Origin of the sequence: Pseudosulfitobacter pseudonitzschiae, from assembly GCF_900129395.1 — a bacterium.
GTDB lineage: Bacteria > Pseudomonadota > Alphaproteobacteria > Rhodobacterales > Rhodobacteraceae > Pseudosulfitobacter > Pseudosulfitobacter pseudonitzschiae.
The window spans coordinates 305,830-318,360 of record NZ_FQVP01000002.1 but is presented as its reverse complement, the minus strand read 5'-3'; the positions used below and the strand labels follow the sequence as shown (position 1 = coordinate 318,360).

The 12,531-nt window shown below is 64.8% G+C and carries 11 protein-coding genes; 4 read left to right on the top strand and 7 right to left on the bottom strand.

The window, feature by feature from the left end:
- The first annotated feature begins 164 nt into the window (after positions 1–164).
- Positions 165–1,364: an ROK family transcriptional regulator gene (locus BUC08_RS05875; protein WP_037924802.1), complete on the top strand. Its 1,200-nt coding sequence runs from the start codon at positions 165–167 to the stop codon at positions 1,362–1,364.
- Positions 1,354–2,853, top strand: a complete 1,500-nt coding sequence (locus BUC08_RS05870) for a CRTAC1 family protein (protein ID WP_037924800.1) — start codon at positions 1,354–1,356, stop codon at positions 2,851–2,853. Before BUC08_RS05875 ends, BUC08_RS05870 begins: the two co-directional genes overlap by 11 nt.
- Here BUC08_RS05870 and BUC08_RS05865 read toward each other — a convergent pair.
- Entirely contained in the window at positions 2,847–4,166 is a 1,320-nt protein-coding gene (locus tag BUC08_RS05865; protein WP_037924797.1) for a cytochrome-c peroxidase, read from the bottom strand. The two genes, BUC08_RS05870 and BUC08_RS05865, sit on opposite strands and share 7 nt — an antisense overlap.
- A 14-nt stretch (positions 4,167–4,180) precedes the next feature.
- Positions 4,181–5,632, bottom strand: coding sequence for a xylulokinase (gene xylB / locus BUC08_RS05860; protein ID WP_037924795.1), 1,452 nt, complete (start codon positions 5,630–5,632; stop codon positions 4,181–4,183).
- A 99-nt stretch (positions 5,633–5,731) separates the two neighbouring features.
- Between xylB and BUC08_RS05855 the strand changes: the two genes are divergently transcribed.
- Complete coding sequence (locus BUC08_RS05855) at positions 5,732–6,736, top strand: SDR family NAD(P)-dependent oxidoreductase (protein ID WP_037924793.1); 1,005 nt, start codon at positions 5,732–5,734, stop codon at positions 6,734–6,736.
- A gap of 104 nt (positions 6,737–6,840) precedes the next feature.
- Complete coding sequence (gene rpe, locus BUC08_RS05850; RefSeq protein ID WP_037924791.1) at positions 6,841–7,530, top strand: ribulose-phosphate 3-epimerase; 690 nt, start codon at positions 6,841–6,843, stop codon at positions 7,528–7,530.
- A 15-nt stretch (positions 7,531–7,545) separates the two neighbouring features.
- Here the strand turns inward: rpe and BUC08_RS05845 are convergent, their stop codons facing one another.
- The 5 genes from BUC08_RS05845 to BUC08_RS05825 are packed head-to-tail and all read right to left on the bottom strand — an operon-like array spanning position 7,546 to position 12,520.
- A complete protein-coding gene (locus tag BUC08_RS05845) occupies positions 7,546–9,039 on the bottom strand; it encodes a class I adenylate-forming enzyme family protein (RefSeq protein WP_037924789.1) in 1,494 nt (497 codons plus the stop codon).
- On the bottom strand, positions 9,036–9,812 hold the full coding sequence (locus BUC08_RS05840; protein WP_037924786.1) for an oxepin-CoA hydrolase, alternative type: 777 nt from the start codon (positions 9,810–9,812) through the stop codon (positions 9,036–9,038). Before BUC08_RS05840 ends, BUC08_RS05845 begins: the two co-directional genes overlap by 4 nt.
- Positions 9,809–10,225: a PaaI family thioesterase gene (locus BUC08_RS05835; RefSeq protein ID WP_037925572.1), complete on the bottom strand. Its 417-nt coding sequence runs from the start codon at positions 10,223–10,225 to the stop codon at positions 9,809–9,811. The genes BUC08_RS05840 and BUC08_RS05835 overlap by 4 nt, the downstream gene beginning before the upstream one ends.
- Before the next feature lies 1 nt (position 10,226).
- A complete protein-coding gene (locus tag BUC08_RS05830; RefSeq protein WP_037924784.1) occupies positions 10,227–11,324 on the bottom strand; it encodes an acyl-CoA dehydrogenase family protein in 1,098 nt (365 codons plus the stop codon).
- On the bottom strand, positions 11,321–12,520 hold the full coding sequence (locus BUC08_RS05825; protein ID WP_037924782.1) for an acyl-CoA dehydrogenase family protein: 1,200 nt from the start codon (positions 12,518–12,520) through the stop codon (positions 11,321–11,323). Before BUC08_RS05825 ends, BUC08_RS05830 begins: the two co-directional genes overlap by 4 nt.
- Positions 12,521–12,531 lie beyond the last annotated feature (11 nt).

Sequence of the window (12,531 nt, the reverse complement as noted above, 5' to 3'; positions counted from 1 at the left end):
GACTTTTGCCCAACTGCGGCACGGGGTGCAGGTGGTTGCGATCATCATTATGCATTTAAATTCGGAAAGCAAATTAAATTGGACAAGCCTTGAAAACAACGGCATTCTGCCCCTGAGACCGCAGCGGATTTCCCGCGCAACCCATTGGAAAAGCGACAGATAGCATGGCATTTGGACACCAACGCGAAGACAGCCGCCTGATCCTGTTGCGTGAAATTTCGCAAGAGGGACGCATCCCGCGCATCGACTTGGCAGAACGCACGGGAATCAGCCGCGCGACGGTGACGACCATCACCGCCGACCTGTTGCGCGACGGATTGATCGAGGAAATCCCCCGCGAGGATGGCGCTGCCGGCACCCGTGGTCGCCCGCGCGTGGATCTGAAAATTGCGGGGGCGGCGCATCTGGTGGCCGGGGTCAAAGTGTCGGGGTCGCGGATTTCCCTGGTGCTGATGGATTTCGAGGGCAGCCAGATGGCCGAACACGAGGTGCCACTGGGCGCGGGGCGTCACAGTCCGGAGGCGCTTGCCGGTTACATCGGTGACGCGGTGGCTGCACTGGCCGCCAAGATCGGTACAGAAACCGCGCAGATCTCGGGCGTGGGTGTCGGGCTTGCCGGGACCATCGACGCAGGTGCGGGTGCGGTGCACTGGTCACCCTCGCTGAATGCGCGCAACGTGGATTTCGCGGCAATGCTGACGGAACGCATGGGCGTGCCGACCTACCTGGACAACGACGCGAACCTTGTGGCCATGGCCGAAAAGACATTTGGCCTGGGGCGTGGGCGGTCGGATTTCATCGTGGTCACCATCGAGGCCGGTGTCGGCATGGGCATCATTCTGGGCGGCGAGATCTACCGTGGCACGCGCGGCTGCGGCGCGGAGTTCGGGCACACCAAGGTACAGCTTGAAGGGGCGCTGTGCCGCTGCGGGCAGCGCGGCTGTCTGGAAGCTTACGTGGCCGAATACGCCCTGCTGCGCGAGGCGGACACCGCCCTTGGCCCTGACACGTCCCTGTCCGGACAAATCGCGCGGCTGCTCGGCGCGGCCGAGGCGGGCGATCCCACGGCGGCGTCCATCGTGTCGCGCGCGGGGCGGATGTTTGCGATGGGACTGGCCAATATCGTCAATATCTTCGACCCCGAGCTGATCATCCTTGCCGGTGAGCAGATGCAGTTCGACTATCTCTATGCTGATGAAGTCATTGCAGAAATGCGCAAGTCCATCGTTCAGGTCGACGCCGCCCCGCCCGAGGTGGTGATCCACAAATGGGGCAACCTGATGTGGGCGCGGGGTGCGGCAGCCTATGCGCTGGAGTTTGTTCAGGAACGTGCCGCGCGCGAGGGGCGTGTCGATGCGGCTTAGCGTTATTCTGCTCCTGTGCGCGGGCGCTGCGCAAGCCGAGCCGCTGTTCACACCCGTCCCGGTGCCGCATCACCAATACGACGGTGGGTGGGAACATTTCGTGGGCGGTGGCCTGACGGCCTTTGACTGCAACGGTGACGGCCGCACCGATCTGGCGGCGGCGGGCGGCAGCACTCCGGCGGCTGTGTTTATCAACGAAAGCGATGGCGACATACGGTTGCGTATGGAAAATCTGTCCGTCAGCGGCACCACCGGCGTCTATGCGCTGGACATCAACAACGATGGCCACCTGGACCTGATGCTGCTGCGCGTCGGCCCTGACCAGATCTGGCTGGGCGACGGGGCCTGCGGCTTTGCGCCTGCCGGCATGATCGCCTTTCCCGACAAATGGACCACGGCCTTTTCCGCCACGTGGGAGCAGGGCCAGACCCGCCCGACGCTGGCCATGGGACACTATGTTGACCGCAGCAATCCCGACGGGCCATTTCAGGCCTGCGACACCAACAGCCTGTGGCGGCCCGATGGAGACGGTTGGACGCAGACCGTTCTGGAGCCCGGATTTTGCCCGCTGTCGGCGCTGTTCACCGACTGGTCGCGCAGCGGGCAGGCCGACCTGCGGCTGTCGAACGACCGGCACTATTATGTCACCGGCGGAGCCGAGCAATTGTGGCAGATGTCACCCGAACCGCGCCTGTACACCGAAGCCGACGGCTGGGGCGAACATCACATCTGGGGCATGGGCATTGCCACCCGCGATCTGGACCGCGACGGGCGCGACGAGGTGTTCCTCAGCTCGATGGGCGATCAGCGGCTGCAACGGCCCACGGGTGACGGGCCGGGCTATGTGGATGTGCCCTTTGAGGTCGGATCGACGGCGCACCGCCCCTACACGGGTGGTGACGGGCGTCCCTCGACCGGATGGCACATCGCATTCGGTGACGTGCAGAACGACGGGCGCGACGATGCCTTTATCGCCAAGGGCAATGTGCAGCAGATGCCGGGGATGGCGATGGACGACCCCAACAACCTGTTGATCGCGCAGGCCGATGGCACGTTCACCGAGGCCGGGCTGAGCGCGGGCGTCGCGTCGCTGCATCGGGGTCGCGGGGCGGCGCTGGTGGATCTGGACAACGACGGTCTGCTGGATCTGGCCGTGGTCAACCGCCGCGCGCCGATGGAAGTCTGGCACAACACCAGCACCGACACCGGCCACTGGCTGTCGCTGGACCTGCACCAGCCAGACATCAACACCCGCGCCATCGGCGCGTGGATCGAGGTGGACGACGGCACGTCGGTGCAATCGCGCGAGCTGGTTGTGGGTGGCGGCCACGGGGGCGGGTCGGATGCGCCGCAGCACTTCGGGCTGGGCGGGGCGTCCTCGGTACAGGTCCGCGTGCTGTGGCCCAACGCGCCCGCCTCGGGCTGGACCACGGTGCAAACCAACCAACGCTATCGCCTGCGCCCCGGCGCAGCACCCGAAGCCTACTGATCCACCGGCAGGCCGCTGGGCACCGTCGCGGGCACGCCCAGACGCCCGTCAAGGCTGTCCTGATCCGTCAAAGTACCCAGAAAGGCAATGATCGCCTGCACCTGCCCGTTGCTCAGCGCGCTTGGGGGCAGCTCGTTGGCAGCCGCAATGCGGGCCACCTCGGCAGGGTCATCCATCACGGTGGTGTCCACCACCCCCACCAGGTCCGGCAGCAGCGCCTGCGCCGGATCGTATTCGGTCAGGTGTTTGACAGGGTTCAGGTGGTGGCGAATGGCATCCTCAAGCTGCGCATAGGCCCCCGCATGTCCATAAGGCGCAGTGTGCACCACATTGCGCAACGACGGCGTGCGGAAGCGGAACGCATCCGCAGGATCACCGGTCACCAGCATCCGCCCCTCGTCTGCCGCGCCGCTTTCAAAGATCGCGCGTTTGCCCGGTCCGATCTGGGGCATGGCGATGGCATGGAAATCATGATCGGTCTGGAACAGGCCGGAATGGCAGGTGGCGCATCCCGCCTTGCCGTAAAACAGGTCGCGCCCGAATTTCTGGTCTTGCGTCAGCTCCGCCTTGCCCCGCAGCGATTTGTCAAAAAGGCTGTCCGTAGACCGCCATTCGAAGGCGACAAAGGCTGCGATTGCATCAGAAATATCGGTGAAATGCACCGGCTTTGCGCCAATGACCTCGTCAAATCGCGCGCGGTATTCAGGAAAGCCCGCCACCCGCTGTGCCAGGATGTCCCAGGCCCCGCCCGGCCCGGTCATCAGCCCCTGGCGCACCGCCCTGGACACATCGCTTTCGCCCAAGTGGCCCGCCATCTCGTCCGCAGACAACACCGGGAACATGGTCTGCGCGCTCAGCAGGCTGGCAAAGCCCTGCTCCATCTCGGTTCCCAAGGGCGTGCGAATGCCGCCCGCCCGGGTCTCGTCCAGCTCCAGCCGACCGTCATGAAAGAACGAGCGGTATTCCAGCGCACCGACGTTGAACAGCGCGGGCGCATTGCGCGGAATGCGGTGGGTGGGCAGGTTCTGCGGGTCAACCATCCGCGCAGGTCCCAGCCCATGGCCCCCGTCGCCCAGTCCCAGCGACAGCCCGTCGCCCGTGGCAAGCCGCGGATGGTGGCAGGTGGCACAGCTGACGGTTTGGCCCCCCGACAGGATGGGATCGTAGAACAACAACCGCCCCAGTTCGACCTGCGGCATGTCGGCCACGGGAAACTCGGCATCGGGTGCAGGCAGGTCACCGGCCAGCGCGGCTCCTGCCCATATCGCCAGCGCCGCGAGGCGGCCCGTGATCCTGAAAACCCTGCCTCCCATGTTCGTTCACCCCGTCACTGCAATGCTTTCAAACCGGAAAAGGCTGCGCGATAAGCCTGATGCGCGTCGGCAAATGCGTCAACCAGCGATGCGTCCGGTGTGACCGTCCGTGCAATCTCGGGCTTGGTCATCACGGCCACCGGATCGGCGCCGGTCACGCCGCAGATCGCCAACCGCGCAGCCCCCAGGGCAGCGCCGAACTCGCCCCGCGCGGGGATCTCAAGCGGCAGGTTCAGCGTGTTGGCGAGCATCTGCACCCAGTGGCTTGATGCGGCACCGCCCCCAATCGCCAGCAGGCTTTGCGGATCGGCCCCTGTTGCGCGCAGCGCCATCAAACTGTCGGCTTGGGCAAAGCTGACACCTTCCAGCAGGGCGCGGGTCAGGTCCGGCACGTCATGGGCGATGTCCAAGCCGCTGAAACCGCCCCGCACCTGAGCGTCGTTGTGCGGGGTGCGTTCGCCCGAGAGATAGGGATAGAACCGCAAGCTGCCCGGCGCACGCACCGTGTCACCCAAGGCCGCAGTCAACGCCGCTGGCCCCTGCCCCGTGATCCGGGCCAGCCAGTTCAGGCTGTCGGTACAGGCCAGCGTCACCCCCATCTGATACCACCGTCCCGGCACCGCGTGGCAAAACGTGTGCACCGCGCTGGCCGCATCCGGCGCAAATCCGTCCCGCGCCGTCAGCACCACACCGGATGTGCCCAGCGACACGAAACCCGCGCCTTCGTGCAGCGCGCCGACACCGCACGCCGCCGCCGCGTTGTCAGCCGCCCCCGCAATCACCTGAACCCCGCGCGGCAGGCCCAGTTCATCCGCCAGCGCATCGCGCAGCGGGCCGATCACGCCAGAGCCTTCATACAGCGCGGGCATCTGGTCGCGGCGCATCCCACCCGCCTCCAGCAACCTGTCGGACCAGTCCCGCGCGCCCACGTCCAGCCACGCGGTCCCTGCCGCATCCGACATTTCGCTGGCGCAGGTGCCCGTCATCCAAAGGCTGACGTAATCCTTGGGCAAGACCACCTTGGCCACGCGGGCAAACACATCCGGCTCGTGCGCGGCCACCCAGGCAAGCTTGGGCGCGGTAAACCCGGGGAAGACGATATTGCCGCTGATGTCGCGCACCGCGTCTGCGCCATCCAGCGCCGCCGCTTCGGCATGGCTGCGCGTGTCGTTCCACAGGATGCAAGGCCGCAGCACGTCGCCCGCATCGTCCAGCAGAACCGCCCCGTGCATGTGCCCCGCCACCGCGACGCCGCGCACAGCGGCATACTCCGCAGGATGCGCCGCCTTCAACGCGGCCAGCGCCGTCCGGCATCCCGTCACCCACATTGCCGGATCCTGTTCGCTCCAGCCCGGAGCGGGGTGCGCCGCCTGATAATGCGCCTCTTGCGCGCCCAATGGCGCACCGCCCTCGTCCACCAAAAGCGCGCGCACACCCGATGTGCCCAGATCCAGACCGATATACATAGCAAATCTCCCTTGCCGCATCCTGACCTCGACTAAATTTGATTGTCAAACTAATTGCGGACGCTGGCAATCGCACCCGCCCTGAGCCAAGGTCGCCCCATGACACGCACTGCACTTATCACCGGCTCGGCCGGCTTCATCGGCTACTTTACCGCCCGCCGCCTGCTGGATCAGGGCTGGCGCGTGATCGGGCTGGACGCGATGACCGATTATTACGAGGTCACGCTGAAAGAACGCCGCCACGCGATGCTGAACCAAAGTGCGGGGTTCTCGGCGGTGACCGAACGGTTGGAGACGCGCGGCGTGCTGCTGGACCTTTTCAACCAACACCGCCCCGATGCGGTCATCCACCTGGCCGCGCAAGCGGGCGTGCGGTATTCCATCGACAACCCGCGTTCATACGTCGAGGCGAACCTCGTCGGCACCTTCGAGCTGCTCGAAGCCGCCCGCGCCGTTCCGCCCGCGCACATGCTGCTGGCGTCGACTTCCTCCGTTTACGGCGCCAACACCCAGATGCCCTATACCGAGGCCGACAAGGTCGACAGCCAGATGTCGTTCTATGCCGCCACCAAGAAGGCAACCGAGAACATGGCCCACAGCTATGCGCATCTGTATGATCTGCCGATCACCATGTTCCGGTTCTTCACGGTCTACGGACCATGGGGCCGCCCCGACATGGCGCATTTCAAGTTCACCCGCGCGATCCTGAACAACCAACCCATCGACGTCTACAACCACGGCGACATGATGCGCGATTTCACCTATATCGACGACCTGACCGCCGCGATCAGCGCCCTGATCGACGCGGTGCCCGAACGGGACAATCCGGTGGCCGGCGACAGCCTCAGCCCCGTCGCCCCGCACCGCATCGTCAACATCGGCAACGGCGCGCCGGTCAGGCTGATGGATTTCATCGCCGCGATAGAAACGGCCTGTGGCACCAAGGCGCAGATCAACTTCAAGGACATGCAGCCCGGCGATGTCCCCGCCACATGGGCCGACGCGACCCTGCTGGAAACCCTGACCGGCAAACGCCCCGCCACGCCGATCCAGACCGGCATCGACGCCTTCGTCGCGTGGTACCGCGATTATTACCAAACCTGACCCTTCATCTTGCCAAATAAACTCCCGCCGGAGGCTCCCGCACTTTTCACAGGCAGCACGGCCCGCTATAGACAGCCCGACCCCAACACCCAAAGGCTGCCCCCATGACCTTCGACCGCGCGATCAAAATTGCCCCTTCCATCCTTGCCGCCGATTTCGCCAACTTCGGTGCTGAATGCGCCGCCGCCGAGGCGCAGGGCGCGGACTGGATTCATGTGGACGTGATGGACGGGCATTTCGTGCCCAACATCACCTTTGGCCCAGCCACCTGTGCGGCGATCCGGCCCCACATCAAGGGCGTGATGGACGTGCACCTGATGATTTCGCCGGTGGATGCCTATATCGACACTTTCGCGCAGGCCGGTGCCGACGTGCTGACCGCCCATATCGAGGCAGGCCCGCACATCCACCGCACCCTGCAAGCGATCCGCGCGGCGGGGTGCAAGGCCGGTGTCGCGCTGAACCCCGGCACGCCTGCGTCGGCGGTCGAAGACCTGATGGATATGGTCGATCTGGTCTGTGTGATGACGGTAAACCCCGGTTTCGGCGGGCAAAAGTTCATCGACATGACCACCAAGATCAAGGCCCTGCGCAGCATGATCGGTGACCGGCCCGTGCACATCGAGATCGACGGCGGCGTCGACCCCAAGACCGCGCCACTGGTGGCGCAGGCGGGGGCCGATGTGCTGGTCGCAGGCTCTGCCGTGTTCAAGGGCGGCTCGGTCCAGAACCCCGCGCCCTACGGCGAGAACATCCGCGCCATCCGCGCCGCCGCCGAAGGTGTCTGGGCCTGAGACAGACCCGAGGCCTCAGCCGATCTGATCGGCAAAGGCTTCCAGCAACTTGTGTTTCAGGATCTTGCCCGTGGGCGCCGCGGGCAAGGACGACGCCAGGATGATCTGGCTGGGCCGTTTGTAGCCCGCCAGCCGCTCGGCGGCGAATGCGCGCAGATCTTCAATGCTGACATCGTCGCCGTCGGCCACCTGGCAGAAGGCCAGCACCTTTTCGTCGCCGTCCACCTTGTGCCCGATGACCGCCGTCTGGATCACCTGCGGGTGATCGTTCAGCGCCGCCTCGACCTCGGGCGGATAGACGTTGAAGCCACCGTGAATGATCAGCTCTTTTGAGCGGCCCACGATGTGCAGGTGGCCCTTTTCGTCGATGCGCCCCAGATCACCGGTATGCAGCCAGCCGTCGGCAGACAGCACTTTGGCAGTGTCCTCTGGGTTCTTGTAATACCCTTTCATGACCTGCGGGCCGCGGGTGATCACCTCGCCCACGCCATCGCCCGATCCGGGCGCGTCCATATCCAGCGCCACCTCGACCCCCGGCAAGGCGGGGCCGACCGAAATGTCAGGATCGCCGATGGCGTTGGTCGTGGCCGCGGTGCCTGCGCTGGTTTCGGTCATGCCATAGCCGTTCTGTATGGCAACGCCATAGAACGCTTCGGCCTGACGTTTCCATGCCGGGTCCAGCGGGGCCGCCCCGGACGAGACATAGCGCAGCGTCGGGCTGTCCAGCCGCGTGTAGCCCATCTTGCGCGTGTAGGCCATCAACAGCGCGTGCATCTGCGGCACGGCGGAATAGAGGGTTACACCCGATTTCAACGCCTCGTAGGTCGCCGCCACATCGAACCGCGCCGCCAGCCGCACGGGCGCGCCGGTATAGACCGCCGCCGCCATGACCGAGCACATGCCGAACACATGGGTCATCGGCAGTACGCCATAGATCACGTCGTCGGGTGTCATGTTGCGCAGGTTGGACGAGGTCAGCCCGCCAAAGCGGACGTTGTCATGGGTCAGCATTACGCCCTTGGGCGTGCCGGTGGTACCCGTGGTATAAAGCAGAACCGCCACGTCGCTGGTCGCGTCCGGTGTGCCGCCGTCCAGCGCCGCGAACGACAGCGCGCCATAAGGTCCCGTCGCCTCGACCGCGCCGAACCGTGCGCCATGGGCCGCTGCATCCGGTGAGGCAGCGCTGGTGCAGACCAGTGCGCTGGGTTCGGCGTGGTCGATGACCTTTTGCACTTCGCCGGCCGTCTGGCGTGCGTTGAACGGCACCACAGTTGCGCCGATCTTCCATGCGCCGAACAGCAGCGCCACGGCGGCCACGCAGTTTTCGGACAGCATCAGCACGCGGTCGCCTGCGACCACGCCCAGACCGGTCAGCCGTGCACCGATGTCATCGGCGGCAGCGTCCAGTTCGGCATAGGTCACCGAGACACCGGTGTTGTCGTCGAACGCAAGTGCATCCGGGCGGGTGGCGACCTGCGTTGCCAGATAGTCCTCGACCCGTGCGGTCATGTGCCAAACTCCGGCGCGCGTTTCTCAAGGAAGGCCGCGATGCCCTCGGCAGCTTCATCCGCGCCTGCGGCCCAGGCCATGCCGTCGCGTTCCATATCCAGTTGCGCGGCCTCGTCCTGATCATAGGCACGCGCGACCATCTCGCGGATGCGCCCCTGGGCCACGCGGGGGCCTTTGGCGATGCGGTCCACGATGGCCAGCGCCTGCGGCACCACATCATCCGCCGCACACAGCTGGCTGACGACACCCAGCGCCTGCATCCGCTCTGCGGTCACCGGCTGTGCCAGCACGCACATCTCCATCGCCAGCTGGCGCGGGACCATTCGGGCAAGATGCGCAGTCAGGCCACCATCCGGCACCAGCCCTGCGTTCACGTAGGAGGCGGTGAATTTCGCACCTTCCTCGGCCACGATCATGTCACAGGCCAGCGCAATGGACGCGCCCGCACCTGCCGCACCGCCTTTGACGGCGCAGATCACCGGCACCGGGCTGCTGCGGATCAGGCGGATCAGGTCGTGCAGTTCGTCGATCTTGTCGCGCCGTGCGTCCTCGGCCATGTCACGCCGCGCGATCAGCACGTTGAGGTTGCCGCCCGCACAAAAGAACCCGCCGGTCGAGGTCAGCACAACCGCCCGAATGCGCGGCTCTTGCGCCTTGGCGAAAGCTTCGGTGATCACCGCATACAGCTCGGGCGACAGCGCGCCACGCATATGTGCATTGCCGTTCCAGACGATCAGACGGTCGCCCGCATCTTCAAGATATGGATCGCTCATGACTGCGCCTCTCGCACTTTCTTGTAAACGCCGGTGGCCGTGGCCAGCAGGCGCCCGTCCTCATCGTGCAATTCGCCTTCGAGAAACATCAGGTTGCGTCCGCCGCCGGTAACCTTGCCCGTGGCGGTCACGCGGCCCTTCAGCGCGGGTGCGATGAATTGCGTGTTCATCGAAATGGTCAGGAACTTGTCGCTGCCGTCCTTGGACGAATGCATCGCAGCGCCATAGCCCATTGCATTGTCCAGAATGCAGGCGATGATGCCGCCGTGCAACGCACCGTGGCGGTTGCCGTGCTGCGCGCCGATATCCAGCACGCAGCGTCCTATTCCATCATTGGCCGAAATATCAACCACATACCCCAAGAGCGTCTGAGCGCCCGTTTCATTGCGGATAATTCCCGGCCCGTCCGTCATATCACGCAGCACTCAGCGCGATATAACGTTCCAGGTGGTGGTCCGTGTCGCCAAAGCGGTGATCGGCCATGATGATACGCTTGGCGATGTGGGCCAGTTCGTATTCCTGCGTCATGGCGATGCCGCCGTGCATCTGGATCGCTTCCTCGGCGATCAGACGACCGGCGCGGCCCAACAGGTTTTTCGCCGCCGAAATGTTCATGTCACGAATGCGGGTGTCTTCGTTCAGGTTGCCCGCCGCGTTGATGACTGCGCTGCGCGCCTGTTCCATTTCGATCAGCATGTCCGCCATGCGGTGCGCCAGCGCCTGGAAGGTGCCGATGGGGCGGCCGAACTGTTTGCGCGTGCCAAGATAGTCGTTGGTCAGGCGGGTTGCCGTGTCCATCGCACCCAGCGTTTCGGCACATTGCGCCATAGTGGCCAGCGCCATCACGTCCGACAGAACGGCAAAGCCGTCTTCGGTCAGCAGTTCACCCTCGACACCGTCCAGGGTAACCTCGGCCGCGCGGCCACCGGCCAGCAGGGGATAGCCCTGAATGGTCAGACCTGCCGCGTCCTTGGCGACAAGGTACAGCGAGATGCCGGCCTCGTCCGCCACGTCGCCGCTGGCACGGGCCGACACGATCAGATGGTCGGCGTTTTCGGCGTTCATCACCACGGCCTTGCGCCCGTTCAGCTTGCCGCCATCGACCGATGTGCGCACATGGTTCAGGTCATAGCGGCTGGTCGGTTCTCCATGGGCCACGGCCAGTTGCAGGCCGCCACCGATCATCTCTTCGACCAGGTCGGCCTTGTCACAGGCGGCCAGGATGCGGCCCCCGATCAGCGCGCTGTCCATGAACGGCTCGACCACGCCCGCGCGGCCCAGTTCCTCGAACACCACGGCGATGTCGAAACCCGCGCCACCAAAGCCGCCCTGATCCTCGGTGAACATCGCACCGATCACGCCCAGTTCGGCCAGTTGCGCCCAGACCTCACTGGACATGCCGTTTGCGCTTTCGAGGATCTCGTTGCGTGTGGCTGTCGTATACTTGTCCCGCAGGTAACGCCGCAGGCTGTCTTGCAGCATCTGCCGCTCTTCTGTCAGCTCAAAGTTCATTTGCCGCCTCCCATCATGACCTTCGCGATGATGCCGCGTTGGATTTCGTTGCTGCCGCCAAAGATCGACAGCTTGCGATTGTTGAAATATTGCGCCGCGACCGGACCGGCCTCGTGCGGATCGGGCAAGGCTTCGTTGCTGCCTTCGATCGCCTCCGAGGCAAAGGGCATCGCGTAGGGGCCGACGGCCCGGCGGGCCAGATCGTTGATTTCCTGACGGATGATCGTGCCCTTGACCTTCAGCATCGACGCCTCGACGCCCGGCGCGCCACCCGCGGCCGCCGCCGAGATGATGCGCATGTTGCTGGTTGCCATCGCCTTGAGGTCAATCTCGACCTGTGCGACGCGCGCCGCAAAATGCGGGTTCGCCATCAACGGCTTGCCCCCGGCCATTTCGGCGCGGGCAATACGTTTGACGGTGTTCAGACCAGCCTGCGAGAACCCGACGCCCGCGATGTTGGTGCGTTCGTGGGTCAGCAGGTACTTGGCATAGGTCCAGCCCTTGTTTTCTTCGCCAACAAGGTTTTCGACCGGCACTTTGACATCGTCAAAGAACACCTCGTTCACCTCGTGCGTGCCATCCAGCAGGATGATCGGGCGCACTTCGATGCCGGGGGTGTTCATGTCGATCAGCAGGAAGGAAATGCCCTCTTGCTGTTTCACGTCGGGGTCGGTGCGCACCAGGCAGAAGATCATGTTGGCGTGCTGGCCCAGCGTCGTCCATGTCTTTTGACCGTTGACGATATAGTGGTCGCCATCCCGCACGGCACGGGTTTTCAGCGAGGCAAGGTCGGACCCGGCGCCCGGCTCGGAATAGCCCTGACACCACCAGTCAGAGCCGTCCAGAATGCGCGGCAGCCAGTAATCCTGTTGCTCTTTCGAGCCGAACTTTTGCAGCACCGGCGCCAGCATCGACAGGCCGAACGGCACGATGCGCGGCGCGTGGTGTGCGGCGGCCTCTTCCTCGAAAATGTGACGCTGCACGGCGTTCCATTCGGCCCCGCCGAATTTCTTCGGCCAGTTGGGCGCGAGCCAGCCCTTGCCGTTCAGGATGGCGTGCCATTTTTCCTGGCCTTCCTTGCCCAGCTCTTCGCCCAGGCGGATCTTGTCGGACATTTCCTTGGGAAGCTCGTCACGCATGAAAGCGCGGACTTCGTCGCGGAATGCCAGTTCTTCGTCGGTATAGCTCAGGTCCATATCCGGTCTCC